Below are 26,310 nucleotides of genomic sequence, written 5' to 3'. Positions count from 1 at the left end.
TCGCGGCCGGATTGGCTACAGGCTTACAGCGTTGACGGCTCCGTGTCTTCCGGCGCGGTGCTGGCGATTGTGTCGATGCTGGCCGCTTCGCTATCGTCGGGCATGGCCGCCACGGTGGTTTTCACCGAGTTGTAGAAGGCATCGGCGACCGGGCCCGCTGGTGGCGGCGGTGGCGTCGGTACTTCCGGCGGGGACGAGGTGCGGGTATCGCTGCCGCACGCCGTCAGCAGCAGCAAGGCACAGATCAGGCTCAGTTTTTTCATGGTGCTCTCCGGTTCATGTGATTGCGGTGGCCATTACTTCTGTGGCGAACCCGGGATCGGCGATTTGAGGTACGGGAAGCTGGTGTTGACCATGGTCTCGTCCAGATACGCTCCGTCGGTAAAGCGCAGGGCGCCGGCCGGTGCATCGGCTGGCGCGCAGCCGATGTTGAGGGTGCACAGCTTGCCCATGACGACGCGCAGCGCGACGTCGACCACGTCGTCGCCCGGACGACGCCCGTTCGGAAAGCCCGCGTTGTCGCCTTCAATCACGCCGAGGCGTTTTTGCATGCCCGCTGCGGTCGGGGCGATCGAGGTGTTCAGGCGCAGCATTTCCGAGGCGGTGACGGTCTTGGGCTGGTTCACGCCCTTGATCCCGGTCAGGAAGGCGGCCACCAGGTCGTTGCGCGGGAAGTTGGTCGGGGCCTTGGCACCGGCGCTGCCGTACAGGATTTCGACCAGCGCGGGCAGGGTCGGGTTGGTGACGTAGTCGGCGAACTGGCCGTCGGCCGATGGCTTGCTGTGGTTGAAGCGGTCCTTGTCCTTCAGGCCGATGACGACTTCGTTCACCAGCGGCATGCCCAGGCGCGATACCTGGACCCAGGCGCCGCCTTCTTTCGAGACGTCGGCGTCGGACTTCGGCGTCGGGTTGATCAGGCGGCCCTGGCGCAGACTGGCCGTGGTCCAGCCGCCGATCACCGGGTCGCCCGCGGTGGCGCTGACCAGGCACGCGGTCGGCACTTCCATGCTCAGGGTAGTCACGTTCTTGTCGGCCAGGTCGTCCTTGGCGCCTTTTTCGGCGTTGGCGCTGAACTCGACGGCCGGGGCCTTGATGTTAATCAGGTCGAACGTTTCGCCGAGGTTGACGACGAACGGATCCTTGCGCTGGCCGACGAACAATTTGCCCGGCGCCGAGCAGCCGGGAACGGTGATGTTGTACAGGTGCTTGGCGGCGTAGGCGTCGTAGTTGGGAATCGACTTGTTGCCGATGTTATCCAAAGGCTTGTCGAAGGCACTGTGGCCGCTGTCGGCGTTGACCACCATGGCGCGGGTGCCAGTGCGGCGGTCGCCGCGCACCACGGTGACGGTAAAGGTTTCGCGCACATTGGCGCCGGCGGCATTGGTGTCGGCGATCGGGCCGCCGTTGATCACGAGGGGAATCGAGACTTTTTTACCGCCCACGGTCAGCTGCGTATCTTTATTGGTATTCTTGAAGCGGAACTGGAAGGTGATGTCTTCCTTGGCGTCGCCATTGTTATCGACATGGATTTCGTAGAGCGCGTCCGGGTCCATCATGAAGTAATTCGGGCCGCCGTAGGCATCCTGCAAGGGCACATAATTGGCGATCAAGGTTGTAAAATCGCTGCGGCCAGCCTGGTAACTGCGGAACATGTAGAAGTCGGTGGCATCGATCTTCGGATTGCGCGTGATGAACGGCGCTTCCCGGTGGCTCGATGCGAATGCCGACGGCGCGAACGCGCAGGCCAGCAGGTTACCCGCCAGTAGCGCGCCGATGGTGGCCCGTATTCTCATCTGGTTCATGTTGCTCTCCTCGTTATAGGGTTTCACACTGATGTGTATGCAGATATACGGGGCGCTGCCGTCGCCGGATTCACTTTATGCCAAATAATTTTTTCTCCATGCAGTGTTAAGCTGAACCCCATGAACAAAACAACCGAACCATTCCCGGCAGCCACTTTCATCAAAGAAATCGGGCGCGGCAAAAAAGGGGCGCGCAACATGACGCGCGAAAACGCGCAAGCGCTGTACGCAGCGATGCTCGACGGCCGGGTGTCCGACCTGGAGCTGGGCGGCATCTTGCTGGCGATGCGCTTCAAGGGCGAGTCGGTGGACGAGATCGCCGGTTTCCTCGATGCGGGCCTGGCTTCGTTCGCGCCGCTGGCGGCGCCGGCCGGCCTGTATGCGCCGGTGCTCGTTCCGAGCTACAACGGCTCACGCAAGATGGCCAACCTGACCCCGCTGCTGGCGCTGCTGCTGGCGCGCGAAGGCGTGCCGGTGCTGGTGCATGGCGTGACAAGCGATCCGGGGCGGGTGACGACGGCCGAAATTTTCGCCGCGATGGGAATCGGGCCGGCGCGCTCGGCCGATGATGTGCAGGCCGCGTTTGCCGCGGGCAAGCCCGCCTTCATGCCGATCGAGACCCTGGCGCCGAAAATGGCGCACCTGCTGTCGCTGCGCCGCATTCTGGGCGTGCGCAACTCGACCCATACCCTGGTCAAGATCCTGCAACCGTTCGCCGGGCCGGCGCTGCGGCTGGTGTCGTACACGCATCCGGAGTACCTCGAGATGCTCGGCGAATACTTCACCACCATCGCGCGCGAAGGGCGGGGCGACGCCTTCCTGATGCGCGGCACCGAAGGCGAAACGGTGGCCAACGCCAACCGGGCGCAGCAGATCGACTGGTTCCACGGCCTTGAACGCACCGTCCTGGTGCAGCGCGATGCACCAACGGATGACGTGGCGGAGGGACCGGCCGAGCGTGACGCTGCCACCACGGCGGCCTGGATCGCCCATGCGCTGGAGGGCAAGGTGGACGTGCCGGCCTCGATTACCGAACAAGTGGCACAGTGCTTGCTAGTTTCAAAGTCAATACAAGCAAACACGGGTGCGCATCATGGAGAACAAGGGTAAGGTTTATCTGGTCGGGGCCGGTCCGGGCGATCCGGAGCTGCTGACCTTGAAAGCGGTGAAGGCGATTGCGGCGGCCGATGTGCTGCTGGTGGACGACCTGGTCAACCTGGCGATCCTGGAGCACGCCTCGCCGTCGGCGCGTATTGTGCCGGTGGGTAAGCGCGGCGGCTGCCGCTCGACCTCGCAAGAATTCATCGAACGGCTGATGGTGGCCGAGGCGCGGGCCGGGCGCACAGTGGTGCGGCTCAAGGGGGGCGATCCCTTCATTTTCGGGCGTGGCGGCGAAGAGCGCGCGCACTTGATGGCGGAGGGCATCGCGGTCGAGGTCATCAACGGCATCAGCAGCGGGTTGGCGGCGCCATCGTCGATCGGCGTGCCGCTGACGCACCGCGACTGGAGTTCGGGTGCCATCTTCGTGACTGGGCATGAGCGTGGCGACGAGCCCGGCAGCGCCCGCACGCCGGACTGGGCCTTGTTGGCGCAGACCGGGCTGACCTTGGTGATCTACATGGGCGTGGCGCGCTGCCGGCAGATCCAGGCGGCGCTACTGGCGGGCGGCAAGGCGGGCAGCACGCCGGTGGCGGTGATCCACTCGGCGACCGGGGTGGGTCAGACGCAGCTGCTGACGACCCTGGCTGATTTGGCGGAGGATCTCGCCGCTTCCGGGCTGGGCAGTCCCAGCATCATCGTGATTGGCGACGTGGTGCGCTGCGCCGACGGCGCGGTCGAGCATATCCAGGCACTCGCACGGCCAGCCTGAATTTCCTACCCTGTGCAGAGTTTCACTGAGCCCGACCACCTTCAAACACCTACAACCGGGGTCTGACCTCTGATTAGCAATTATTTGTGTTGCTAATCAGAGGTCAGACCCCGGTGGTAGGAATTTCTACCGCTGGTTCGGACACGTTCGGGCACTTGGCGGCTCCGGCGCGGTTTACAATCACTGTTTTAGTGATTAGCGGAAACCGGCATACGCCATGGCAAAACAATTTGATGTAGCAGTGATCGGCGCGGGCGCGGCCGGGATGATGTGCGCGGCCGTCGCCGCCCAGCGCGGCAAACGCGTGGTGTTGATCGATCATGCGGAGAAGCTTGCAGAAAAGATCAGGATTTCTGGCGGAGGACGTTGTAACTTCACTAATATCAATGCCGCGCCGCAGAATTTTTTGTCGGATAATCCCCATTTCTGCAAGAGTGCTTTGTCGCGTTACACGCCGCAGGATTTTCTGACCCTTGTGAAGAAACACCGTATCGGTTTTCACGAGAAGCATCGCGGCCAGCTGTTTTGCAATGAGTCGGCCGAGCAGATCATCCAGATGCTCAAGGCCGAGTGCGCCAGCGGCGATGTGACCTGGCGCATGCCGTCCAAGGTCGAGTCGCTCGACAAAACCGCCGAGGGCTTCTTCATCCTCACCGACAGCGGCGAAATCCTGGCCGACAGCGTCGTCATCGCTACCGGCGGCTTGTCGATCCCCAAGATCGGCGCGACCGATTTCGGCTACCGCATCGCGGACCAGTTCGACCTCAAGATGGTCGAGCCGCGCCCTGGCCTGGTACCCCTGACGTTTGACGGCCCCGGCTGGGAAGCCTTCGCGCCGCTGGCCGGCATCGCCCTCGAAGTCGAGGTGGAAACGGGCAGCAACAAGGGCAAGGGCAACAAGCGCGGCCATTTCCGCGAGGATTTGCTGTTCACTCACCGCGGCCTGTCGGGCCCGGCCATCCTGCAAATTTCCAGCTACTGGCAGCCGGGCACGCCGATCATCGTCAACCTGCTCCCGGAGATGGATGTGGCGCAGGAGTTGATCGAGGGCAAGAGCACGCTCAAGAAGCAACTCGGCAACGTGCTCTCGCAGTGGCTGCCGGCGCGCCTGGCCGAGGTGGTGATCGCCATCGCCGGCCTGACGCCCGATGCACGCCTGGCCGACCTGCCGGACGCAAAACTGCGCAAGCTGGGCGACGCTATCAACCGCTGGGCCATCGTGCCGACCGGATCGGAAGGCTACCGCAAGGCCGAGGTGACCCTGGGCGGCATCGATACGCGCGAGCTGTCGCAGCAATCGATGATGGCCAACAAGGTGCCTGGCCTGTATTTCATCGGCGAGGCGGTCGATGTGACCGGCTGGCTGGGCGGCTATAACTTCCAGTGGGCATGGGCCTCGGCTGTGGCGGCCGGGCAGGCGGTGTAATGGGCGGCGCTGTGGCTGTTGCGAAACAGCAAAAACGGAAGAGGAAAAGCGAAATACTTCCAAAGCTGTGTGATCGGTGCTATTATCTCGTTCTTCCCTAAATCTAACGGTTTGATTTTTACATGACCACTATTCGCCTTAAAGAAAACGAGCCGTTCGAAGTCGCAATGCGTCGCTTCAAACGCACCATCGAAAAAACGGGTCTGCTGACCGAACTGCGCGCACGCGAGTTCTACGAAAAGCCAACGGCTGAGCGCAAGCGCAAGCTGGCAGCTGCCGTTAAGCGCCACTACAAGCGCATCCGCAGCCAGCAACTGCCTAAGAAATTATTCTAAGACTGTCCAGTCGAACCTGATCCGGTGACGGCCAACAGCCTGTCCGGGTCATTGTTTTTACTGTAGTCGCAGACCCGCTCCGGTTTACCGCAGCGGGTTTTGCTATTTGGTTTTTTGCTGCGTGTACCTGCTATTACATCACTTATCAATACGAGGATTGCCATGGGCTTGAAAGAACAAATTACCGACGACATGAAAACGGCGATGCGCGCGAAAGAAGCGGCCAAGCTGGGCACGATCCGCCTGATCCTGGCCGAGATCAAGCGCCGCGAAGTCGACGAGCGCATCGAGCTCGACGATGAACAAACCCTGGCGATCATCGAAAAAATGATCAAGCAGCGCAAGGATTCGATCAGCCAGTTCGAAGCGGGTAACCGCGCCGACCTGGCCGATATCGAAAAGGCCGAGCTGGTCATCCTCGCCGCCTACATGCCAGCCGGCCTGTCGGAAGAGGAAATCGCCGCCGAAGTCGCCGCCGCCGTGACCGCCTCGGGCGCCGCCGGTCCGCAAGACATGGGCAAGGTCATGGGCTTGCTCAAGGCGAAATTGCCAAAAGGCACCGACATGAGCGCGGTTTCGGGCTTGATCAAGAAGGCGCTCGCGCCTGCCTGATCGTCCTGGGGACATCCTTACGGACCGTTCTTACGGAAGCCGCAACGGCTAGCCGAGGCGCCAAGGCGGAGCGCCAAGGCGGCGCACCCAGGCGGCGCACCCGCGTCTTGTCGCAGATCAAACCTGTGGCGGGCGCGGCGGTATAGTCTGACCTGACACAAAGACTGTTCATCGAACGTGATTCCACAATCCTTTCTGACCGATTTACTCAACCGCATCGACATCGTCGATGTGGTCGGCCGCTACGTCCAGCTGAAGAAGGGCGGGGCCAATTTCATGGGCTTGTGCCCGTTTCACAGCGAAAAATCCCCCAGTTTCACCGTCAGCCCGACCAAGCAGTTTTACCATTGCTTCGGTTGCAGCGCGCATGGTAACGCGGTCGGCTTCCTGATCGAGTATTCCGGCATGGGCTTCATCGATGCGGTCAAGGATCTGGCCCAGGGCGTGGGCATGGTCGTGCCCGATGCGGACGACAAGATTCCCCCCTTGCAGCGTGCCGCTAACCAGGCCCAGGCGCTGGCCCTGACCGAAGCCATGACCCAGGCCTGCGATTACTATCGCGGCCAGTTGCGCGGCGCCACGAATGCCATCGCCTACCTGAAAAACCGCGGCTTGACGGGCGAAGTGGCGGCCCGCTTCGGCATGGGCTACGCCCCGTCCGGCTGGGATAACCTGCGCACCGTATTCCCCGATTACGAGGCGCTGGCCTTGGTCGAGTCGGGTCTGGTGATCGACAAGGTCGATGAAGACGGCGGCAACAAGAAGCGCTATGACCGCTTCCGCGAGCGCATCATGTTCCCGATCCGCAATACCAAAGGCCAGGTGATCGGCTTCGGCGGACGCGTACTCGACCAGGGCGAACCAAAATACCTGAATTCCCCGGAAACCCCGCTGTTCCAGAAGGGCCTGGAGCTGTACGGCCTGTTCGAGGCGCGCCAGGCCATCCGCGACGCCGGCTATGTGCTGGTGACCGAAGGCTATATGGATGTGGTCGCGCTGGCCCAGCTCGGCTTTCCGCAAGCGGTGGCCACCCTCGGCACCGCCTGCACCAGTACCCACGTGCAAAAGTTGCTGCGCCAGACCGATAGCGTGATCTTCAGTTTCGACGGCGACAAGGCCGGCCGCCGCGCCGCCCGCCGCGCGCTCGAAGCCTGCCTGCCGCAGGTGAGCGACAACAAGATCATCAAGTTCCTGTTTTTGCCGGCCGAGCACGATCCGGACAGTTTCGTGCGCGAGTTCGGCGCCGATGTGTTCGAGCAAGAAATTCACGAAGCCATGCCCTTGTCGCAGTTCTTGCTGCGCGAAGTGTCGGGCGAGCATGATCTTTCCACGCCGGAAGGGCGCGCCCGGGTCCAGTTCGACGCCAAGCCCTTGCTGCAATCGATGACACCGACTTCCCTGCGCCTGCAGATCGTGCGCGGCCTGGCCAGCATGACCGAGTCCACGCCGGCTGAAATCGAAGCCCTGTTCGAGCTGTCCAAGCCGGTCTCGGTGGCGCGCCGGGCGCCGCCGCGCCAGGGCCGGCCGGAGCCGGTCGGGCTGGAATTGCAGATCTTGCGCCATCTGGTGGCCCATCCGCCGCTCAGCCTGGAGCTGGACGAGGCGGCCCTGGCCGCGTTCAGCCATTTCGGCCCGGAATCTGCCGAGCGTCTGTTGTATCTGGTCGCCTGCGGCCAGGCGCTGGGGGCGAACGGCAGCTTTGCCGCCTTGTCCCAGCATTTGAAGGATACGAGCAACGAATACGATGGCTTGATCGCCGAGATTGCGTCCGAGCCCGAATCGGACTTCGACAGCGTGAAATTGTGGCTCATCGGGGCTGTGAGGCAGATCAAACTTGCGGCGCTTAAACAGGAGTTGACCCAGTTGTTTTCCGCCGGCCTGACCTCAGATCAGGTGGGTGTGCGGTACCGCGAAATCATGGCGGAGCAAAAGCGCCTGGAAGACGACGGCGTGCCGAGTTAGGCCCCTTCTTCATAGGGGAAATCGGGGTCCCGCACAGGGGGCGTTTGGCACTGGAAAAAGACGGACTGCGTGCTATAATAAAACGATAAGTGTTGTGTTCGCAGAAATTTTTTCGTTGTCCGTAAGTTGTATTTCTTTCAGTGAGTTAGGCTCTTGATCGGCGCAAAGATGGTGGGGCGTCGGCGGCCAGGGCCAGCTTTGGTTGCGACGGCGTTGCGCTGTCGATGGCAAACATCGGTTTGCTTTCCAGCCACGCACGGCTCGCGCCTCCAACCGCCGTTGTTTGCAGTAGACTACTGCCGAAATCGCGCGTGTCGTGCCCGTAAGGTGATGTAAAGGTGTATGAGTGCAGCAATGCCGGAGCGGTCTGCGGGCCGATTCGGGACGTAGGGCCCAAAAGGCCGGCAACAAACTTTATCTTAATCCACCATAAAGCTAGTCGTTGTGACATCGAAAGCGCCTGTGCCAATCAAGAAACCTGAAACCCAAGCGGCTGATAAGCCAACGAGAACGTCCGCCAAGGCGGATAAAGCGCAAGACAAGGCCGAAACGCGCAGCACGAGTACGAGTGCGAGCGCCACGCCTGCCGTCAGCCAGACCACCGATGCCGCCACCCTGGCGGCGATCGACACGTCCGGTTACGTGCTGCCCTCAGTCAAGGTACCGGGCCGGCGCGGGCGCAAGCCGAAAGAATTCCAGCCCGAGAACGATGAAGTGGCGGCCCTCAACGCGGTCGAGCGGGCCGAGCTGAAAGCGGTCGACAAGGCCAAGGCCAAGGACCGCAAGGCCAAGGAAAAAGCCCTGCTGAAAGACGCGTTCTCGTCGGATACGGAAGCGACCGAGGAAGAACTCGAGCGGCGCCGCCAGAAACTGAAAACCCTGATCAAGTTCGGCAAGGAACGCGGTTTCCTCACCTACGCCGAAATCAACGATCACCTGCCCGAAAATATCGTCGATCCGGAAGCGATCGAAGGCATCATCGGCACCTTCAACGACATGGGGATCGCGGTCTACGAACACGCGCCCGATGCCGAGACCTTGCTGCTGTCGGACAATGTGGCCACGGTCACCAGCGATGACGAAGCCGAGGCCGCTGCCGAAGCGGCGCTGTCGACGGTCGACTCCGACTTCGGCCGCACCACCGATCCCGTGCGCATGTATATGCGCGAGATGGGCTCGGTCGAGCTGCTCACGCGCGAAGGCGAGATCGAGATTGCCAAGCGCATCGAAGATGGCCTCAAGGACATGATCCAGGCCATTTCCGCCTGCCCGGTGACGATCGCCGAAATCATTTCCGCCGCGATCCGCATCCAGAACGACGAAATCAAGATCGATGAAATCGTCGACGGCATGGTCGACCCGGACGAACCGCTCGAGCCTGTCGTGGCGCCGGTCGCCACCGACGAGGATGAAGACGAGGAAGAGGCCGACGAGGAAGAAGAGGAAGAGGAAGAAGAGAACAACGCTTCTGGCGCCGCGGGTTTCTCGGCCGAACAGCTCGAAGCGCTGAAAAACCAGGCGCTGGAAAAATTCGACATCATCTCGGTGCAGTTCGACAAGATGCGCAAGGCCTTCGAGAAAGATGGCTACAACTCGAAAGCCTATGTCAAGGCGCAGGAATCGATTTCCAACGAACTGCTCGGCATCCGTTTCACCGCCAAGGTGGTCGAGAAGCTGTGCGACACCCTGCGCGGGCAGGTTGATGAAGTGCGCCATATCGAGAAGCAAATCCTCGACGTGGCCGTAAACAAGTGCGGCATGCCGCGCGCCCACTTCATCAAGGTATTCCCGGGCAATGAAACGAATCTGGAATGGGTCGATGGCGAAGTCAACGCCGGCCATGCTTACTCCGCCATCCTCGGACGCAATATTCCGACGATCAAGGAACTGCAGCAGCGCCTGATCGACCTGCAGGCTAGAGTGGTGTTGCCGCTGCCGGACTTGCGCAACATCAACCGCCAAATGGCGGCCGGTGAAATGAAGGCGCGCAAGGCCAAGCGCGAAATGACCGAGGCTAACTTGCGCCTGGTCATTTCGATCGCCAAGAAGTACACCAACCGCGGCCTGCAATTCCTCGACCTGATCCAGGAAGGCAATATCGGCTTGATGAAGGCCGTGGACAAGTTCGAGTACCGCCGCGGCTACAAATTTTCCACGTATGCGACCTGGTGGATTCGCCAGGCCATCACGCGCTCGATCGCCGACCAGGCGCGCACGATCCGCATTCCGGTTCACATGATCGAAACGATCAACAAGATGAACCGCATCTCGCGCCAGATCTTGCAGGAAACGGGCGCGGAACCCGATCCGGCGACTCTGGCGATCAAGATGGAAATGCCGGAAGATAAGATCCGCAAGATCATGAAGATCGCCAAAGAGCCGATCTCGATGGAAACGCCGATTGGCGACGACGACGATTCCCACCTGGGCGACTTCATCGAAGACAACAACACCCTGGCGCCATCGGACGCGGCGCTGCACGCCTCGATGCGCGGCGTGGTCAAGGATGTGCTCGATTCCCTGACGCCGCGCGAAGCGAAAGTGCTGCGCATGCGTTTCGGCATCGAGATGTCGACCGACCACACCCTGGAAGAAGTGGGCAAGCAATTCGACGTCACACGCGAGCGGATCCGCCAGATCGAAGCGAAGGCGCTGCGCAAGCTGCGTCACCCATCGCGCTCCGACAAGCTCAAGAGCTTCCTGGAAGGTAATTAAGCCTTGACGGGCTGATGCGAAAAGCCATATCCTCTCGCCACTTTGTGACGGGAGGCTATTTTTCATGATGGCCGTGTCAGCATCCCCGTCGCACCGATTTCGGGCCTCTAGCTCATGCTTGGTTAGAGCAGCGGACTCATAATCCGTTGGTGCCGTGTTCGACTCACGGGAGGCCCACCAGCATTCAGTAGTTGAAAAAAGGGACATGTTTATGCATGTCCTTTTTTTTCGCTATCGGACTGTAGGATGGGCGGACCGTTCCGTCGATTCGATGCTTAGTGAATCAAATTCCCAAATCATGTTCTATTTCTGGCTCTAATCATTCGGGTCGGTTCATCCCATACTGTGTTTCAGGGAGTTGGCAAGGTGCCTCTCCAAGGACATCAGGGAAGATCATGACTATCAGCAAAGTACGTAAGGCCAGCATTGCCATCGCGATGACAGCGATCCTTGCCGGCGCAAGTTTTTCAGCGTCGGCGGCACCGGATGCAAAAGCAGCGGCGGCCGACGCCCTCCCGCTGCTCATCAATCCAGACGGGCTGCACTGGGTTAAAACTATCCCCGAAGCCGGCGACAAGTCGCCCGAATATGCCATTCTGCGCAGCGATCCGGACATCACCCTGGATATCTCGCTCACCGATGCCAAAGTCGACTTGCAACGCGAGCGCGTCGATGTGGCGATCCGTATGGGCTCGCTACAAGACGCCAGTTTTCATGCCCGTTTGCTGGGACGCAGCCGGCGCGCCGTGGTGGCGTCGCCTTCCTATCTGGCAGCGCGTGGCATGCCAGACACGCCGGCGCAGCTTGCGCAGCACAGCTTCCTTGGCTTTAATTTTCGCCGCACGGCCGCTACTTGGCCATTCCTGATCGATGGCGAGATTGCGCAGCTGCCCATCCGCACCGCCATGCTGACAAATAATGGCGAAACCATGCGCCAGTTGACCATCGACGGACTTGGCATCAGCCGGCTTGGCATGTTCCACGTGTACGACGATATCCAGGCGGGCAGGCTGGTTGAACTGCTTCCTGCCCATAATGCCGGCGATATGGAGGAAGTGAGCGTGATTTTCACGAACCAGCGTCATATGCCGCAACGGGTACGCGCGTTCATCGATTTCGCGGTCGAAAAGCTGGTGCCGCTTCTTGACGCTAAAGGCGATGCTCGCCCGCGCAATCAATGATCGGACAATTCGCACCTTGAGCATCGGATGGCCAAATGGCTCGCCGATCGTATGGACAAAGTGGAACAGCACAGCGACGATAATAATCGCTCCACCCAGCATGATCTGCGCGCCTGGTTTTTTGTCGACGATACGCCGTATCCAGAACGGCGCAAGCGCGGTTTTCAGCAGCAAGAAAAGCCCGGCTGTATCCCAGGCCGAAAGCGATTCGCCGCCGCTGGTGTAATTGCGCGTATCGCTGCATTTGAAGCGCGCAATGGCAGGCTGGCACCGGGCCGGCATGCCGAAAAACACCGGTCTCAGCAGTTGAGAAGCCTCAAACGGAGGCCAGTATCGACCGATACACTCGACCCTTGAAGCAGCCAGTTTGCACTCCGTGCACGGCGGCATCGACCTTTCGCTGCCACCTTTTTTGCGCAGCAATTTCAAGGAGAAACTCATGAAAACAATACTATCAACCATTGCCGCGGCGCTTGCCATGGCCTTTGCCAGCGGCGCGGTGTGGGCCCAGGCGACCGTGACCACTTCACAAGTCGGCACCGGCAACACCTTGTACGTGGACCAGAAGGCGCCCGACTACGAATTCTATGAATTGACCGCCACCATCAAGCAGACCGGCAATAACAATGTCGCCGGCGATCCGGCATCGAAAACCCCGGGCATTCTCCAGGTGCGCTCCTACGATGCCTATGCCGAGATTATCCAGACCGGAAACAACAACGCGGCGAGCATAGCGCAGGACAATATCACCCGCAGCGGCACGATCATCCAGCAACTCGGCAGCGAAAACAAGGCGGTCGTGAAGCAAAAGGATTCCGGTGAAGTGGGCAATACGATCGCGCAAATTGGCAACCGCAATGCCGTCAATGTCGATCAGCTCGGATTATTCCCTTTCAGTATTACCGCTCACCAGACCGGCAATGACAACGCCATCACGGCCAAGCAGGTCAATTCGGGTTTCGGCGGACCGCTGGTCGACCAGACCGGCAATGGGAACAAAGTCACGATCGACCAGAATGACGCCGTGTATTCGGGTGTCCAGGTGCAGCAGGTGGGCAATGCCAATAACGCGAGTGTCAAGCAGCATCATTCCTACTTCACGCGCGAACAGACGATTATCCAGAAAGGAAACGCCAACCTCGCCAGCAGCGACGAGCAGGGCCAGGATAACGCCAGCAGCATTGTCCAGACCGGCAATCTGAATAAGGCCACTGTCGTGCAGCGTCTGGACTATAGCCGCTCGCTCGTGAGCCAGACCGGCAACAACAATATCGCTTCCGTCACCCAAAACGGCGGCAATAACTACGACACGCCGAACATCGCGACGATCACCCAGAACGGCAACGGCTTCTCTGCCGCCATTGCGCAATCGGGCAGCGGCAACCAGGTCGGCATCGTGCAGCATTAGGCGGTCCCGGTCCGTGGGAGCCTGACCTTTGGCAGGTTCCCTGGCGCAGACGGTTCCTACTCGCCCCGGTTCAGATTGTCCTTCACCTGCAACAGCAGACCGAGCAGCACTTCCTGCTGCTCCCCGCTCATCCCCCGTACCGCCTGCGCGTTCAGCTTGCCCGCTTCGGCTTGCGCCGCCTGCTGGATGGCCCGGCCGGCATCGGTCAGCGACAGGCGCGTGTTGCGGCGGTCGGCCGCATCGGCTTCCCCATGCAGCAAGCCGCGTTCGCGCAGCGCCGTGATCAGGCGCGCCACCTGTGCCTTGTCGCGTCCGCTGTGGCGCGCCAGCTCGCTCTGGGTCGCGCCCGGACGATGGCCGAAAAACGCCAGCACCTTCGCTTCCATATGCGTCAGTTCGTGCTGGCCGTCGCGCAATGCCTGGAATTGCTGCGACCGGTACTGGTGCATGATCGAATGAATCAGTTCCAGAACGGCATCCTGCCGCGCCGCGCCAGAATGGTTGACATTGTCATTCGATTCGCTCATGATAGGGGACATTGTCAACCAACTGAAAGATAAAGACATGAGTATAGACTCTCCCGTCAGCCGCGTGCAGCGTGTGCGCCACGAGCTCAAGATGCGCCAGGTCGAGGTGCTGAGCGTGCGCGCCATCGGCAGCCATTTCCGCAGCATTACTTTCGGCGGCCCGGCGCTGCACGACTTCCATAGCGCCTCGTTCGACGACCACGTCAAGTTCATCCTGGGTGACGGGCTTGATGCCGTCCGGCGCGACTACACCCCGCGCAGCTTCGACCCGGCAGCCGGCGAACTGGTCATCGAATTCGCCCTGCACGGCGACGGCCCTTGCGCGGCTTGGGCAGCCCAGGCACGTCCCGGCCAGCAAGTGACCATCGGCGGCCCGAAAGGTTCGCTGATCATTCCGGTCGATTATGAGTGGCATTTGCTGGTCGGCGACGAAACCGGCTTGCCGGCGATATCGCGCCGCCTGGAGGAGTTGCCCCCCGGCGGCCGCGCCACCGTCATCGTCAAGGTCGACGATGCGGCCGACCGCCGTGCTTTCGCCGGCCAGGCCGAGGTGGACTTGCACTGGGTCGCCAAGGATGCCGAGCTGCTGGCCGCCGTGCAAGCCTGGACTTTGCCGGCTGGCGACGGCTACGCCTGGTGCGCGGGCGAGGCCGCGACCATGGCCGCCGTGCGCCGGGAACTGGTGGAGGTCAAGGGCCTGGACAAGTCCGCCATCCGCGCCGCCGCCTACTGGAAGGATGGCGGCAGCGGCTATCACGCCAACCTGGAGTAAGCCGGCGCGGCCACTGGCGGCGTCCGGCCGTAAGCGCCGGCCTCAGGCGCCGTGCACTTCGCCGTCCGCGGGGGCGTCGAACCAGATGCCGTAGCGGTCCCCCTGCCACGACAGCAGGTAAAACAGATACGCCGTCGACAGCATGATCAAGCCGCCGGCCAGGGCCGCTTCGCTGACAAGGCCCAGCAGGCAAAACAGAAACCCGGTGGCGTGCGACACGAGCTCGATGCGTTTGGCCACGCGCCGGGTTGGGTGAACATGCAGAAAGCTGAAACCAAACCAGCAGCGCAGCCACAGCGGTAGCGCATGCCAGTTGTCGGCGTGCTTGTCGATCACGAATGTCTCTTCGTTCAAGGTTGACAGCGCCACTTCGAGAACCGCCGCCACACATTTGAGCGACTCGACACTGGCCTTGTGGCCGCTTTCCATGCGCTGGATCGTCCTCACGCTCAAGCCCGACATGTGGGCAAGCTGTTCTTGAGAAAGCTGGCGGCTGATACGCAGTTGTTTAAGAATCATCATGGCTCCGAGGCTGGTGATCCACGAGTATCGACCGATTTGGTCCGTGTCGGTGACGAAAATCACCCGACAGCGCCCCGACAGTGCCTTCGTTCCCCCTGTTTTCCCGCAAAATCATGCGCCCCGCAAGACGTGTGCGACCGCCGCGACCGCGCGCGCGACATCGGCATCGCCGGTCTGCCAATTGCATACAGATACCCGCATGCAACGCTTGCCGCGCCAGCTCGTGTTAGTGAACAGCGCCTCGCCGCCGGCCAGCACGGCGTTGGTGACCTGATCCGTCCACCGGTCGTGATCGCTCTGCGTGGCTCCCGGCGTGCGATCGAGAAAACGCAGCAGTCCCTGATTGACCTGCGGTTTCCACACAAGTTCAACGCCGGGCAGGGCGGCAATGCCGGTCACGAGTGCGTGAGCGGCCGCGCAACAGCGGTCGATCATGGCTTCGATTCCGTCGCGTCCGAGCTCGCGCATGGCGGCATAGGCGGCCACCCCACGCCCGCGCCGCGACCATTCCGGATTCCAGTCTTTCGGCTCGCGCACCTGATCGTTGCGGGCGACATAACTGGCTTCGAAAGACATGGCGCGGCGCTGCGCATCGGCATCCGCAATAAAGGCAAACCCGCTGTCGTAGGGCACGTTGAGCCACTTGTGACCGTCGGTTGCCCAGGAATCGGCCTGCGCCACGCCGGCCAGCAGATGGCGGTAACGCGCGCTGGCGTTGGCCCACAGGCCGAAGGCGCCGTCCACATGCACCCAGGCACCGTAGCGGTGCGCCAACGGAATCAGGTCGGCGAAACAATCGTAGGCGCCGATATTGAGGTCGCCCGCCTGCAGCAGCACGATGACGGGCGCGCCGGAGCTGTGGACCAGCGCCTGCTGCAAGGCCGCCGGTTCAAGTTGGCCTGCCTGGTTCACGGGCAGGCCGATGACGGCGCCCGTGCCCAAGCCCAGCAAGCGGGCTGCGCGCGTAATGCTGCCGTGAAACTGATCGCCGCTCAGAATGCGGATCGGCGGCGCGCCGCACAAGCCATCGCGTTCCACATCCCATCCGCGCCGCGCCAGCAGCGCATTGCGGGCCGCCGCCAGGGCGGTCGCATGCGCCATCTGGCAACCGCTGGTGAGGGCGAAGCTGGCGTCGCGCGGTAAACCCAGCAATTGTTTCAGCCAGGTGCCGCAGATTTCTTCAATCACGCTCACGGCCGGCGCGCAGGCGTATGTGGCTGCATTCTGATCCCAGGCGCTGGTGAGCCAGTCGGCCGCCAGCGCGGCCGGCAAGGCGCCGCCGATCACCCAGCCAAAAAAGCGCCCGCCGGCGCTGCCGTTGATGCCGCCGGCCGTGTCGGCGGCCAGCTCGTCGATCACTTGGGTGGCCGGCACGCCCGTGTCCCCCAGCGGCCTGGACAGCCGGGCGCGCAGGGTGTCGAGGCTGGCGCGGGCGCCGACCGGTTGCTGTTCCAGATGATCCAGATGGGCCAGCGCGTGGCTCAGGGCACCTTCCAGTGCCGGGCGAAACGGGGAAGTGGGGTTCATGGCGATCCTTGGCGGCCTTGTTCAACTGTGAGGTCCCGAGCGTAAAGCCGGCGCTTGGTGAGCGCAAACGATCTGTTGCCCGTGTCACGATAGCTGAGCTAAAGTGACGCCATGTACATCCCGCTCCAGACCTTCTATGCATTCTTTGTCGTTTGCCGCGCCGGCAGCATGAAGGAGGCCGCGCGCGAACTGCATGTCAGCGCCGGCGCCATCAGCCAGCGCATGCGCGAGCTGGAACTGCGCCAAGGTCAGCGCCTGTTCGAGCGCACCCGTGCCGGCGTCACGCCAACGGCGGCCGGCGCGGCCTTGTATGCCGATCTCCGGGCGCCGTTTCAGCAGATCGAAACCGTGTCGCGCCGCGATCCGCACGATCCCGCGACACGGCAACTGGTGGTGAGTGTGATGCCGTCGTTCGCTTCCGGATGGTTGTTGCCGCGCCTGGGCGATTTTGTCGGCCGCCATCCGGACGTGTCGCTCTCGATCGACAGCGATGCGCGCGTGGTCGACCTGACAAGCGAAGCGGTCGATTTCGCCATCCGGCACGGCCTCGGAAGCTATCCCGGACTCGCGTCGCGCTGGTTGATGTCGCCCGAAATGATCGTGGTCGGCGCTCCGGCCTTGCTACGCCAGGGGGCGCCGATTCGCTGTCCGGCCGATTGCCTGGCCTACCCGCTGCTGCATGACAGTGAACGCCGCGATTGGTCATTGTGGCTGCAGGCTCACGGCAACGCATCGCCCAAGGCGCGGCGCGGCCTGTCGTTCAGCGACGAACATTTGCTGGTGCGCGCCGCCGCCGAAGGGCAGGGGCTGGCGCTGGTGCGCGACATCTACGCCGGTGCCGACCTGGCGCAAGGTCATCTGTGCAAGGCGCTGGAACAGCAATGGCCGACACAGTTCGGCTATTACCTGGTCGGTTTGCCCGGGTCCTTTGCCGCACCGGGCGCGCGCGCTTTCGTCGAATGGATCGAGGGCGAAGCCGCCCGGCCGCTGTCGGCATCGGCGGCGCATGCAATTCTGCGTGGCGTTGATGCTTCGGTTTAACCACCGTTGCCGCATGTGATGCAAGGATTCATGAAAAGAACCATCACAATCAACACCGGTGCTGCCAGGATGAGAAGAACGTTTTCCACTGTCTCCTTTGCGCTGGACGTTCTCTGCTTCGGTATTTCCCGTGCATCGCCGATCATGTCGACTGTCACGACATAGTTCTGATTCAAGGCCGAGGCGTCCATGTCCTTGGCCAGCGCCACCGATTCAAAACGGGTGCCGCCGATCCGCGCGGCAATTTCAAAACGGCCATCGGGCAGTTCGCGCAATCCGAGGCGCCGCGCTTCTTCCCCTTGCTCGGTGCTGAGTGCATTGCGGGTCTGGATACGGTAGCTGCCTACGATAATATCGTCGCGATCGACCGTGAATTTGCCGAAGGAGCCAGCCAGCTCTTTTTTGAAAGACGCGCCCATGATTTTTTCCAGTCCGGCTGCGTCGTCGAACAGATAGTGGTAGCGCTCGCCGAGCACGATCAATTTGCCCGTGGATGGCGAAAGCAGGATGTTCATGATTTTTTCGTCGTAGCTCAAGCGTATCCGCGGCTGCGACTGGGACTCTGCCTGCGCCCTTGCGCCACCCATCATCAATAGTGGCAAGGCTGCGCCAGCGAGCAGCAGCTTTCTACGTGTATTGCTTGGTTCATGGTGCATCGCGCATACCAGTCAGGAAAATGAAGATGGTGGATGGTACGGCACCGCCATCGGGTGTACTTTGCGCTTCTTTTGGTATTGGGATGTGATGCCGGCCGTATAGGGGGAATACACCTGCCTTGTTCCGGTAGGCTGCGCGCTGTCGTTCCCCGTCCGGGACCGAAACAATCCACGTCGGATTCCACAACGGAGGGCAATTCGGTGCCATCGAAAATCAACAGAGTCAGTTTCAAACAATATGTGATGCCGGCAGCCTGCATCGTTCTTGCGCTGAGCGGCTGTTCCGCGCCAAGGATCCATCCCATCTACGATCAGATAGACACGGAAAAGAAAAGCCTGCCCGACAAGGTTTCGGCCGAGTCGCTCTCGCTCAGCGGCGGTTTTCTGCGCACGGAAATGATCGTCGAGCTGCTCAGCGACCGGAATCTGACCATGCTCGAAGTGACCCCGGTACGCTCGGCGTCCGATCCGCAATTGGCGAGGCTGGCGTGGGACGAGCGGGAATGGAGCATGCCGGTCGCCTTGTTCAAGTTCGTGCAGCTGCGCCTGGCGGCCAAAGGGGATGCGACGTGCATTCCGGACGAAAAGCTGCCCCCTCGCTTGCGCGCGGTATTAGTGCATCCACCGATCGTTGCGGGTACCTGTCTTTCCATGTCCATCTCGCCGGTCAGCAGCGCGCGGCATGCGATTCGTCTGCGCAAACGCGAAGGGGAGATGGCGTATGACCGCTGGGAGCTGGTCGATACAGCGAGCAACAGGGTAGAAGCATTCATGAGTACCAGTGCGCCGGAATTACGGGACGGGCCTAATAGGGATTTATGGCAGTTCGACAACCGCTACCCGCATACCAATCTGCTCCGCCTGGTCGACCGCAGCGACGCGGCGCAAGCGCCTTTGGGGCGGTTTTACATGAAGCGTGTCGTTACCGCGTCTGCCGACCCGGATCCGCAACTATCTGGCAAGAGTGGACCGGACATGCCGGTGTCGACGCGTTGGGTGGCTTACCCGAAACCCAAGAGCGGCTTTTTGGATAGCGAGGATTGGCCAAAAGCCGTCGCCGAGGCGCGTACCACGGGGTGGGGTTATTACCAGCGCGACTTGCTTGAACGAGCCAGCGGCGTACGCTGGAATCTGAACCTTGCGCAAGTCAAAATGGTCAACACAGGCTTTGATCGATTAAGTTATAAGGTCGAGGCTGGCGACCGGGGCTTTTATGTTTCGCCAGCTAGCTTTGACCCAGAGAAACGATATTGGCTGAGTCACTACGATGCGAAGGGACAGCTGCTCTGGCAGGTATTTGTTCCCCGTGTGACCTATCAATCCGGGCGCCGTTCCTGCTCCGGGGACTTTACACTTGCGCGCGCCACCCCTGAGGAAATCGTCTTTCAGCGGAACTGTTACGCGTCCGATGACGTTGAGGGGATGCAGCAGGTAGAAGAACGGGTCTTTAAAAAGAAAGACATCGCCGCGCAGCTGGGGCGCCCGAACCTGAACTGACCGTGGGCGGCGCCCGGATTGCCATCCCGGCTACGTGCGCTTCCGAACGGACGGGCCCGCCTTGCGCAGGCACAATGGCTTCATTCGATTGCAATGCGCCGGCCCCCAGCCGGTGCAGTTTCCGTTTAAGGCGCGGCCCAGAATGCCGCGCCGTCTTTTTGCGTCGCGCCTTGCAATCCCGGCCGCCGTCCGCGCACGATCACGCTTCATCTCAAGGAATCACACCATGTCATTCAATCACGTCGTCGTCTGGCTCGACCAGGCCGAAGCACACGTTATCCATTTCACGCGCGAGGCCGCCGAATCGGAAGTCATCAAGACCGCCTCGGTCCACGCGCGTCATAAAAAAGCCGGCGTCGATGCCAGCGTCGAATCGAAACAGGATCCCGAATACCTGAACGAGATCGCCGCCGCGATCGAAGCTGCCCAGGAAATCCTGATCGTCGGCCCTGGCCAGGAAAAGCTGGTCTTCATCAAGCACCTGGAAAAGCACCACGCCGCCGTGGCTGCCAAGGTGGTCAGCGTCGAAACGGTCGACCATCCGAACGACGGCCAGCTGCTCGCTTTCGCGCGCAAGTATTTTGTCAAAGAAGACATCATGCATTAATTGATGCGTAAAAAAGCCGGGAGCGCCGTTAGCGGGTGCTCCCGGCTTTTTTTTGCCCGGACTGAACGCGTCACGCCACCATCAGTGCGGCCCGGGGCCGTCCAGCCGCGCCGCGCGCGGCGCACCGGTAGGCACATAGCGCAGCAGATACATCGTCACGCCGGCGCCGATGCACAGCAGCATCAGGGTCAGGCCGGTGCGCTGCAGGCGCAGCATCGAATACCCCATCGACGCCCACATCAGTACCAGAATGGTGATCTTGGCGCGGCGCGGAATGCCGCGGCCCTGCTCGAAATCGCTGAGATATTTCCCGAAGACTTTGTTCCTCAGCAGCCAGGCGTGCATGCGGGGCGAGCCGCGCGCGAAACACGCCGAGGCGAGCAGCAGGAAGGGCGTGGTCGGCAACAAGGGCAGGAAAATGCCGAGGATGCCCAGCAGCACGGCAAGGCAAGCGATCGTGTTCAGCAGCAGCTTCATGGAAGTCCTTGGTGGCCGTGGAGGAGGGCCGCGCATCCTACCATGGCGGCCAGGGCCGCGCCTTACGCCATCAGGAATACGGGCGAGTAGCCGTCATGCGTTCCCACAGGCGTTCGAGCACTGCCTGTACGAAGTAGGCGGCGCGGTTGACGGCACCCTTGTACGCCACCATAAACGGCGACGGCATCTGCGTCCGTGCCCGCGGAGCGGCAAGACGTGGCGCGGCGGGCGCGGCAGCCGCCTTGGCCGCCGCTTTCTGCGCCGAGCGCGACGGTTCTTTCTCGACCTTGCAATTGCAGCCGAGCAGGTGCAGGGTGGCAACCAGGCGCTGCGCCGTGACGTGGTCGAGCCGGCCGCGCAGGACGGCGTTCGGCGTGGCCAGCAGCGCTGCCGCCTGTTCCGGCGTGCATCTGAGCAGCGGCGCCAGCTTGCCCAGCATGGCTGTCGTGTTCACGTTTTTCTGGATGCTGGCCAGCACCACGCGAAAGCGCGCCGGACGGTACACCAGGCCGGCCTGGGTGTCGATCACGGTCAGCGACAGCGCGCCGGCGCGGCGCAGCACGAAGGAGAGCACTTCGATATTCTTGTACGACAGGCTGATCACGCCGATGTCGCCCGTCAGGCAATCGATCAGGGGCGTGTCCGCCCACGGGCAGGCGGCCGCGCTGGCGGTGCTGTAGGCGCCGCTCGACGCGCACGGATACCTTGCCGTGATGGCGTCGTAAAACTGCAGCAGCCGGGCCGACGGCGGCAAATCCATCGACGTATGCGCGAGCGTGTTGGCAAACCCCCGCACCGACAGATTGTCGGAAGGGACTGGCGGTACCACCACTTTCAAGATGTAGGTCATCCGAAATATTGATGCTTTGGAGAAACACGTAGTGTATGCCATTTGGAGGCGTGCGCGGAAGAAGCACGCAGCAGCGTGGCGCGATTGAGACAGAAAAGGGAAAAATGCCGGATTGGCATGGTGGGGATGGCAAGCTTGCCCGGCAAGGGCGGCGCTGCGCCCTTGCCGTTCAGATAAAAGTGGGCTCTTTACACGACATCGTTCGGCGTGGGCGACGCCGTGCCGCGTTCCAGCGCGGCCGCCACGCCGGCGCCATAGGCCGCGTCGGCCTTGGTGCAGTTGGCGATGTGACGCTCCTGCACCGCGCGCGAGGCGCCACTGAGCGAGCGCGCCGTATTGTCCATCAGCACCTGCTGCTGGGCCGAGGTCATCAGGCGGAACAGGTCCCCGGGCTGGCTGTAATCATCCGCGTCGGCGCGCTGGTCCCAGTGCGCGGCGGCGCCCTCGATGGCCAGCGGCGGCTCGGAAAAATCGGGCTGCTGCTGCCACGCGCCTTTGGAATTGGGCTCGTAGCCGATGGTCGCGCCGTGGTTGCCGTCGATGCGCATGGCGCCGTCGCGGTGGTAGCTGTGCACCGGGCAGCGCGGCGCGTTGACGGGAATCTGGTGATGGTTCACGCCGAGCCGGTAGCGCTGTGCGTCGCCGTAGGAAAACAGGCGAGACTGCAGCATCTTGTCCGGCGAAAAACTCACGCCCGGCACCACGTTGGCCGGCGAAAATGCCGCCTGTTCCACGTCGGCAAAGTAATTCTCGGCATTGCGGTTCAGTTCCAGCACGCCCACATCGATCAGGGGGTAATCCTTGTGCGGCCAGACCTTGGTCAGGTCGAAAGGATTGATATGGTAAGTCGTCGCATCGCGTTCCGGCATGATCTGCACCTGGAAGCGCCAGCGCGGGAACTCGCCGTTCTCGATGCTGTCGAACAGATCGCGCTGGTGGGTTTCGCGGTCGCGCCCCACCAGGTCGGTCGCTTCGGCATCGCTCAGGTTTTTGATGCCCTGCTGGCAAACGAAGTGGAGCTTCACCCAGAAGCGTTCGTTCGCGGCGTTGATGAAGCTGTACGTGTGCGAGCCGAAGCCGTGCATGTGGCGGTACGAGGCAGGAATGCCGCGTTCGCTCATCACTATGGTGACCTGGTGCAGCGCTTCCGGCAGCAGGGTCCAGAAGTCCCAGTTGTTTTCGGCGCTGCGCAGGTTGGTTTTCGGGTCGCGCTTGACCGCGTGGTTCAGGTCGGGGAACTTGAGCGGGTCGCGCAGGAAAAACACGGGGGTGTTGTTGCCGACAATATCCCAGTTGCCTTGTTCCGTGTAGAGCTTGATGGCAAAACCGCGGATGTCGCGTTCGGCGTCGGCAGCGCCGCGCTCGCCGGCCACGGTGGAAAAGCGCATGAACAGCGGCGTTGTCTTGCCCACGTCGGTAAACAGGGCGGCCTTGGTGTAGCGCGTGATGTCGTTGGTGACGGTAAACGTGCCGAAGGCGCCCGAGCCCTTGGCGTGCATGCGCCGTTCCGGGATCACTTCGCGGTCGAAGTGGGCCAGTTTTTCCAGGTGCCACACGTCCTGCAGCAGCAGCGGGCCGCGCGGGCCGGCGCTTTGCGTGTTCTGGTTGTCGGGCACCGGTGCGCCGGCGGCCGTGGTCAGTTTGTTCATGTCAGGTTCTTTCAGAGAGGAATGGATGGAGTTGGCGGCGCCGTCACAGGGCGCCGACCGTTTTTTATTGGTGAAACCTGGTGCGGCTGGAAGACGACGTCCGTCTGGCCGGACCGCGCTCGGTACGAGCCAGGACCGCCGTGCGGCGCCGGCCCTGGCGCATTGGCTCGCCCGGACGGGCCGGCGTGCGGGTGGCGTGCGTGCGGACAGACCGTTGCCGACGCCGGCCAGGGCGTTCCACGCGCTGGTCCGGACGCAAAGGCAGCTAGCTGTCAGCGTCCCGACCAGCGAGCTGCCTGACGGCACGTGCTATCGCCCGCCGCACCGGACGTTGCCTGCGGCGAGCGTGCTATCGCCCGCCGCACCGGACGTTGCCTGCGGCGAGCGTGCTATCGCCCGCCGCACCGGACGTTGCCTGCGGCGAGCGTGCTATCGCCCGCCGCACCGGACGCTGCCATGACGGCTTGCGTCGACGAGCGGCTGGACGACGCGGTAGGCTGATCAGGACTTGATAAACGCCAGCAAGTCCGCGTTCACCTTGTCCTTGTGGGTATCGGTCAGGCCGTGCGGTGCGCCCGGGTACACCAGCAAGGTCGCCTGTTTTACCAGCCTGGCCGCCGCCTTGCCCGCCGCCTCGATGGGCACGATCTGGTCGTCGTCGCCATGGATGATCAGGGTCGGGATGGTGAATTTTTTCAGGTCGTCGGTAAAGTCGGTTTCCGAGAACGCCTTGATCGAGTCATAAGTGTTCTTGTGCCCGCCCATCATGCCCTGCATCCACCACGCCTGCACCAGGCCTTCGGATCTGGTCGCGCCCGGGCGGTTGAAGCCGTAGAACGGTCCGCCGGCGATATCGCGGTACAGCTCGGAACGGTTGGCCAGCGCGCCGGCGCGGATGCCGTCGAACACGCTGATCGGCAGCCCGCCCGGATTGGCTTCGGTCTGGAGCATCAGCGGCGGCACCGCCGAGATCAACCCGGCCTTCGCCACGCGTTTGGTGCCGTGGCGGCCGATGTAGCGCGCCACTTCGCCGCCGCCGGTCGAAAAGCCGAACAGCGCCGCATTCTTGATGTCTAGCTTGTCGAGCAACTGGGCCAGGTCGTCGGCGTAATGGTCCATGTCGTTGCCGCTCCACGGCTGGCTCGAACGGCCATGCCCGCGGCGGTCGTGGGCGATGCAGCGGTAGCCCTGGCTGGCCAGGAAGATCATCTGCGATTCCCAGCTGTCCGAATTGAGCGGCCAACCGTGACAAAACACGACCGGCTGGCCCTGGCTCGGGCCCCAGTCCTTGTAATAGATATCGACGCCGTCGCTGGTCGTAAATGTGCTCATCGGTGAATCTCCATGGGATGGTTGAGAAGTGCGGGGTGCGGCCGCCGCCACGCCGGCAGGGCGCGCGACCTGGAGCAGAATAGAACGATGCGCGCGTTCCCGCATCACCTCAACAAGGGAGCGCCGGCTAACCGGAAAGAGGGATGGTCAAATCGGCAATTATGTGGCAGGCGGCAGAGCGCCGGCCGTATTCCGCACGGGTTTAGTTGGGAACACTTCTCCTTTGCGCTTGAAGCCGCATGCCTCCCGCCGAGCTCGACCCGACGGCATGAGGGCCGGCGACATCGCCGTCCTGCCCGGCGTGTCCGGCAGCACCGCCAAGCGCTACATGAAACAAGCCTTCCTGCACTGCCTGATACTGGCCGACGCGTGAGCGCTGTCGCGCCCCTGCCGGTCCGCGCGGTGGCGGCTGGTCGCGCCGTGACGCCGTTCTTGCCGACGGAGATGAGCATGCCTGCCGTGCTGATCTTGGCGCCGTGCGCGGTAAAGCGGATCCGCGGCGGCGCCTGCGCGCAATCGACCCGCAGCACGGCCACGAACAAGCCCTGGCCGGCGGCTTGGCGGTAAGCGAAGCGGCTCCAGTAATGCGGCTGCGCCGGCTTGGCCGGCGCCGGCGTGTACCCGCTGGCGCTGAACAGTTCCAGCGGATCGCGCGATGCGACCACGCCGCACAGGCGCACGGCCCCGGCCTGCGTCATGAAATCGGCGGGGCTGCCGGCGAGCGGGGTGCCGGTATGCAAATTCCACTCCCACTTGCGTGGCTGCGCACTGGCGAGCTGGTCGATGACGAACAGGGTCGAGGGCCGCAGGTAGACCATGGTGCGGCGCGCCTGCTCGACCCCGTTACCGTAAGCATTGGCCGCATCCCCGGCCGCCAGGGTCCAGCGCGGGTGCTCGCTCAAGCGCACGATAGTGCCGTTTGCGCTGCGCTGGCCCAGGCCCGAGGTGCCGAGATCCTGGCCTTGACCGCCGTCGAAGGTAATGGCGTTATGCGCCCTGGTTTGCTTGTACCAGTTGCGTCAATGCGGCGAATCGTAGAAATCGTAGACGCCGCTGTCCATCGCCAGCACTTCGCCCTTGGCATACAGTACGAAGCTGTTCTGATCGGCATGGGCGTGATTGAGGGAACCGAAGGGGCTGCTCCTGAACAGCAGCGACACCCGCTGCGGATCGGCCAGCGCGCTATGCATGGCCACCACGCCGACCGAGGGAAAGCTGGCGCTGTCGGGCTGGGCGCGCGGCCAAGCGCACGGCATGGCGTTTCAGGTAGTCGGCCAGCCCGGCCAGCCCCCTGGCGAGTTCCGCCCTGGCGGCAGCGACAATGCCGGCCGCGTCGGCCGCGCCGCCGAACAGCCGTGGATGGTTCATCGGGGCAGGCGCGCTGTCGAAGCGGGCCAGCGCCTCCGCCACGGCCGTGGCACTGTATTTTTCAGCCCGCGCCAAGCCCCGCACATTGCCCTGCGCCGCCGCGGCGTGGGGCGCAATGGCCGGGCATAGCAGCGCGGCCCAGAATGCCAATGCCATCATCAAGCGCATCGCGGG

At 62.5% G+C, this 26,310-nt stretch carries 25 protein-coding genes, 1 tRNA gene and 1 pseudogene; 15 read left to right on the top strand and 12 right to left on the bottom strand.

The window, feature by feature from the left end:
• Window positions 1–23 precede the first annotated feature (23 nt).
• Window positions 24–263 carry a hypothetical protein gene (locus IV454_RS02665; protein WP_206090118.1) on the bottom strand — a complete coding sequence of 80 codons (240 nt, stop codon included), beginning with the start codon at window positions 261–263 and terminating at the stop codon, window positions 24–26.
• Between the two features lie 33 nt (window positions 264–296).
• Window positions 297–1,802: a DUF4331 domain-containing protein gene (locus tag IV454_RS02660; protein ID WP_206090116.1), complete on the bottom strand. Its 1,506-nt coding sequence runs from the start codon at window positions 1,800–1,802 to the stop codon at window positions 297–299.
• A gap of 120 nt (window positions 1,803–1,922) precedes the next feature.
• Here IV454_RS02660 and ybiB point away from each other — a divergent pair, with 120 nt between their 5' ends.
• From ybiB to IV454_RS02605, 11 genes are all read left to right on the top strand, one after another.
• A complete protein-coding gene (ybiB, locus tag IV454_RS02655) occupies window positions 1,923–2,912 on the top strand; it encodes a DNA-binding protein YbiB (RefSeq protein WP_206090113.1) in 990 nt (329 codons plus the stop codon).
• A complete protein-coding gene (gene cobA, locus IV454_RS02650) occupies window positions 2,896–3,672 on the top strand; it encodes a uroporphyrinogen-III C-methyltransferase (protein WP_206090111.1) in 777 nt (258 codons plus the stop codon). The genes ybiB and cobA overlap by 17 nt, the downstream gene beginning before the upstream one ends.
• A 217-nt stretch (window positions 3,673–3,889) precedes the next feature.
• The gene (locus IV454_RS02645; protein WP_206090109.1) at window positions 3,890–5,098 is read left to right on the top strand and encodes a BaiN/RdsA family NAD(P)/FAD-dependent oxidoreductase; all 1,209 of its coding nucleotides are present in this window, start codon (window positions 3,890–3,892) and stop codon (window positions 5,096–5,098) included.
• A gap of 122 nt (window positions 5,099–5,220) precedes the next feature.
• Window positions 5,221–5,433: a 30S ribosomal protein S21 gene (gene rpsU / locus IV454_RS02640; protein WP_008451879.1), complete on the top strand. Its 213-nt coding sequence runs from the start codon at window positions 5,221–5,223 to the stop codon at window positions 5,431–5,433.
• Between the two features lie 162 nt (window positions 5,434–5,595).
• Window positions 5,596–6,045, top strand: a complete 450-nt coding sequence (locus IV454_RS02635) for a GatB/YqeY domain-containing protein (RefSeq protein WP_054264477.1) — start codon at window positions 5,596–5,598, stop codon at window positions 6,043–6,045.
• A gap of 177 nt (window positions 6,046–6,222) precedes the next feature.
• On the top strand, window positions 6,223–8,007 hold the full coding sequence (dnaG, locus tag IV454_RS02630; protein ID WP_206090108.1) for a DNA primase: 1,785 nt from the start codon (window positions 6,223–6,225) through the stop codon (window positions 8,005–8,007).
• A gap of 462 nt (window positions 8,008–8,469) precedes the next feature.
• On the top strand, window positions 8,470–10,722 hold the full coding sequence (rpoD, locus tag IV454_RS02625; protein WP_054264475.1) for an RNA polymerase sigma factor RpoD: 2,253 nt from the start codon (window positions 8,470–8,472) through the stop codon (window positions 10,720–10,722).
• Window positions 10,723–10,823: 101 nt separating this feature from the next.
• Window positions 10,824–10,902: transfer RNA gene (locus tag IV454_RS02620), tRNA-Ile, on the top strand.
• A gap of 215 nt (window positions 10,903–11,117) precedes the next feature.
• The gene (locus IV454_RS02615) at window positions 11,118–11,903 is read left to right on the top strand and encodes a LysR substrate-binding domain-containing protein (protein ID WP_206090106.1); all 786 of its coding nucleotides are present in this window, start codon (window positions 11,118–11,120) and stop codon (window positions 11,901–11,903) included.
• 27 nt (window positions 11,904–11,930) lie between these two features.
• Window positions 11,931–12,260 (top strand): hypothetical protein, encoded by a 330-nt coding sequence (locus IV454_RS02610; protein WP_206090104.1) that lies wholly within the window; start codon window positions 11,931–11,933, stop codon window positions 12,258–12,260.
• 82 nt (window positions 12,261–12,342) lie between these two features.
• Window positions 12,343–13,311, top strand: coding sequence for a hypothetical protein (locus IV454_RS02605; RefSeq protein WP_206090103.1), 969 nt, complete (start codon window positions 12,343–12,345; stop codon window positions 13,309–13,311).
• 56 nt (window positions 13,312–13,367) lie between these two features.
• Here IV454_RS02605 and IV454_RS02600 read toward each other — a convergent pair whose 3' ends face one another.
• Window positions 13,368–13,838, bottom strand: a complete 471-nt coding sequence (locus tag IV454_RS02600; RefSeq protein ID WP_229522026.1) for a MarR family winged helix-turn-helix transcriptional regulator — start codon at window positions 13,836–13,838, stop codon at window positions 13,368–13,370.
• A 37-nt stretch (window positions 13,839–13,875) separates the two neighbouring features.
• Here IV454_RS02600 and IV454_RS02595 point away from each other — a divergent pair, with 37 nt between their 5' ends.
• Window positions 13,876–14,610 (top strand): siderophore-interacting protein, encoded by a 735-nt coding sequence (locus tag IV454_RS02595; protein WP_206090101.1) that lies wholly within the window; start codon window positions 13,876–13,878, stop codon window positions 14,608–14,610.
• A 42-nt stretch (window positions 14,611–14,652) separates the two neighbouring features.
• Here IV454_RS02595 and IV454_RS02590 read toward each other — a convergent pair whose 3' ends face one another.
• Complete coding sequence (locus IV454_RS02590) at window positions 14,653–15,132, bottom strand: helix-turn-helix domain-containing protein (protein ID WP_229522025.1); 480 nt, start codon at window positions 15,130–15,132, stop codon at window positions 14,653–14,655.
• A gap of 111 nt (window positions 15,133–15,243) precedes the next feature.
• Window positions 15,244–16,659 carry a pyridoxal phosphate-dependent decarboxylase family protein gene (locus tag IV454_RS02585; protein WP_206090100.1) on the bottom strand — a complete coding sequence of 472 codons (1,416 nt, stop codon included), beginning with the start codon at window positions 16,657–16,659 and terminating at the stop codon, window positions 15,244–15,246.
• Window positions 16,660–16,770: 111 nt separating this feature from the next.
• Between IV454_RS02585 and IV454_RS02580 the strand changes: the two genes are divergently transcribed.
• Window positions 16,771–17,700 carry a LysR substrate-binding domain-containing protein gene (locus IV454_RS02580; RefSeq protein WP_206090099.1) on the top strand — a complete coding sequence of 310 codons (930 nt, stop codon included), beginning with the start codon at window positions 16,771–16,773 and terminating at the stop codon, window positions 17,698–17,700.
• Here IV454_RS02580 and IV454_RS02575 read toward each other — a convergent pair.
• Complete coding sequence (locus IV454_RS02575) at window positions 17,697–18,236, bottom strand: hypothetical protein (protein ID WP_206090098.1); 540 nt, start codon at window positions 18,234–18,236, stop codon at window positions 17,697–17,699. The two genes, IV454_RS02580 and IV454_RS02575, sit on opposite strands and share 4 nt — an antisense overlap.
• A gap of 321 nt (window positions 18,237–18,557) precedes the next feature.
• Between IV454_RS02575 and IV454_RS02570 the strand changes: the two genes are divergently transcribed.
• Together IV454_RS02570 and IV454_RS02565 are read left to right on the top strand one after the other, a co-directional pair.
• Window positions 18,558–19,853 (top strand): hypothetical protein, encoded by a 1,296-nt coding sequence (locus tag IV454_RS02570; RefSeq protein WP_206090097.1) that lies wholly within the window; start codon window positions 18,558–18,560, stop codon window positions 19,851–19,853.
• A 226-nt stretch (window positions 19,854–20,079) separates the two neighbouring features.
• The gene (locus IV454_RS02565) at window positions 20,080–20,460 is read left to right on the top strand and encodes a translational machinery protein (RefSeq protein WP_206090095.1); all 381 of its coding nucleotides are present in this window, start codon (window positions 20,080–20,082) and stop codon (window positions 20,458–20,460) included.
• An 81-nt stretch (window positions 20,461–20,541) separates the two neighbouring features.
• Here the strand turns inward: IV454_RS02565 and IV454_RS02560 are convergent, their stop codons facing one another.
• From IV454_RS02560 to IV454_RS02530, 6 genes and pseudogenes are all read right to left on the bottom strand, one after another.
• Window positions 20,542–20,937: a YbaN family protein gene (locus tag IV454_RS02560; protein WP_206090093.1), complete on the bottom strand. Its 396-nt coding sequence runs from the start codon at window positions 20,935–20,937 to the stop codon at window positions 20,542–20,544.
• Between the two features lie 70 nt (window positions 20,938–21,007).
• On the bottom strand, window positions 21,008–21,787 hold the full coding sequence (locus tag IV454_RS02555; protein ID WP_206090091.1) for a hypothetical protein: 780 nt from the start codon (window positions 21,785–21,787) through the stop codon (window positions 21,008–21,010).
• A 188-nt stretch (window positions 21,788–21,975) separates the two neighbouring features.
• A complete protein-coding gene (locus tag IV454_RS02550) occupies window positions 21,976–23,436 on the bottom strand; it encodes a catalase (RefSeq protein ID WP_206090089.1) in 1,461 nt (486 codons plus the stop codon).
• A 501-nt stretch (window positions 23,437–23,937) separates the two neighbouring features.
• Window positions 23,938–24,873 (bottom strand): alpha/beta fold hydrolase, encoded by a 936-nt coding sequence (locus IV454_RS02545; protein WP_206090087.1) that lies wholly within the window; start codon window positions 24,871–24,873, stop codon window positions 23,938–23,940.
• A 683-nt stretch (window positions 24,874–25,556) separates the two neighbouring features.
• Window positions 25,557–25,958 (bottom strand): annotated as a pseudogene (locus IV454_RS32635) (heparinase II/III domain-containing protein); the annotation flags it as partial.
• On the bottom strand, window positions 25,951–26,304 hold the full coding sequence (locus tag IV454_RS02530) for a hypothetical protein (protein WP_206090077.1): 354 nt from the start codon (window positions 26,302–26,304) through the stop codon (window positions 25,951–25,953). The pseudogene IV454_RS32635 and the gene IV454_RS02530, both read right to left, overlap by 8 nt.
• Window positions 26,305–26,310 lie beyond the last annotated feature (6 nt).

It is taken from the genome of Massilia antarctica (assembly GCF_015689335.1).
Taxonomy (GTDB): Bacteria; Pseudomonadota; Gammaproteobacteria; order Burkholderiales; family Burkholderiaceae_D; genus Telluria_A; species Telluria_A antarctica.
This window is presented reverse-complemented; position numbering and strand designations above follow the sequence as displayed.

Bases quoted from the DNA above. Each gene is read 5' to 3' on its own strand.
- IV454_RS02665 (WP_206090118.1), bottom strand. From the start codon at position 263: ATGAAAAAACTGAGCCTGATCTGTGCCTTGCTGCTGCTGACGGCGTGC.
- IV454_RS02660 (WP_206090116.1), bottom strand. From the start codon at position 1,802: ATGAACCAGATGAGAATACGGGCCACCATCGGCGCGCTACTGGCGGGT.
- ybiB (WP_206090113.1), top strand. From the start codon at position 1,923: ATGAACAAAACAACCGAACCATTCCCGGCAGCCACTTTCATCAAAGAA.
- cobA (WP_206090111.1), top strand. From the start codon at position 2,896: ATGGAGAACAAGGGTAAGGTTTATCTGGTCGGGGCCGGTCCGGGCGAT.
- IV454_RS02645 (WP_206090109.1), top strand. From the start codon at position 3,890: ATGGCAAAACAATTTGATGTAGCAGTGATCGGCGCGGGCGCGGCCGGG.
- rpsU (WP_008451879.1), top strand. From the start codon at position 5,221: ATGACCACTATTCGCCTTAAAGAAAACGAGCCGTTCGAAGTCGCAATG.
- IV454_RS02635 (WP_054264477.1), top strand. From the start codon at position 5,596: ATGGGCTTGAAAGAACAAATTACCGACGACATGAAAACGGCGATGCGC.
- IV454_RS02615 (WP_206090106.1), top strand. From the start codon at position 11,118: ATGACTATCAGCAAAGTACGTAAGGCCAGCATTGCCATCGCGATGACA.
- IV454_RS02610 (WP_206090104.1), top strand. From the start codon at position 11,931: ATGGCCAAATGGCTCGCCGATCGTATGGACAAAGTGGAACAGCACAGC.
- IV454_RS02605 (WP_206090103.1), top strand. From the start codon at position 12,343: ATGAAAACAATACTATCAACCATTGCCGCGGCGCTTGCCATGGCCTTT.
- IV454_RS02600 (WP_229522026.1), bottom strand. From the start codon at position 13,838: ATGAGCGAATCGAATGACAATGTCAACCATTCTGGCGCGGCGCGGCAG.
- IV454_RS02595 (WP_206090101.1), top strand. From the start codon at position 13,876: ATGAGTATAGACTCTCCCGTCAGCCGCGTGCAGCGTGTGCGCCACGAG.
- IV454_RS02590 (WP_229522025.1), bottom strand. From the start codon at position 15,132: ATGATGATTCTTAAACAACTGCGTATCAGCCGCCAGCTTTCTCAAGAA.
- IV454_RS02585 (WP_206090100.1), bottom strand. From the start codon at position 16,659: ATGAACCCCACTTCCCCGTTTCGCCCGGCACTGGAAGGTGCCCTGAGC.
- IV454_RS02580 (WP_206090099.1), top strand. From the start codon at position 16,771: ATGTACATCCCGCTCCAGACCTTCTATGCATTCTTTGTCGTTTGCCGC.
- IV454_RS02565 (WP_206090095.1), top strand. From the start codon at position 20,080: ATGTCATTCAATCACGTCGTCGTCTGGCTCGACCAGGCCGAAGCACAC.
- IV454_RS02560 (WP_206090093.1), bottom strand. From the start codon at position 20,937: ATGAAGCTGCTGCTGAACACGATCGCTTGCCTTGCCGTGCTGCTGGGC.
- IV454_RS02555 (WP_206090091.1), bottom strand. From the start codon at position 21,787: ATGACCTACATCTTGAAAGTGGTGGTACCGCCAGTCCCTTCCGACAAT.
- IV454_RS02550 (WP_206090089.1), bottom strand. From the start codon at position 23,436: ATGAACAAACTGACCACGGCCGCCGGCGCACCGGTGCCCGACAACCAG.
- IV454_RS02545 (WP_206090087.1), bottom strand. From the start codon at position 24,873: ATGCGGGAACGCGCGCATCGTTCTATTCTGCTCCAGGTCGCGCGCCCT.
- IV454_RS02530 (WP_206090077.1), bottom strand. From the start codon at position 26,304: ATGCGCTTGATGATGGCATTGGCATTCTGGGCCGCGCTGCTATGCCCG.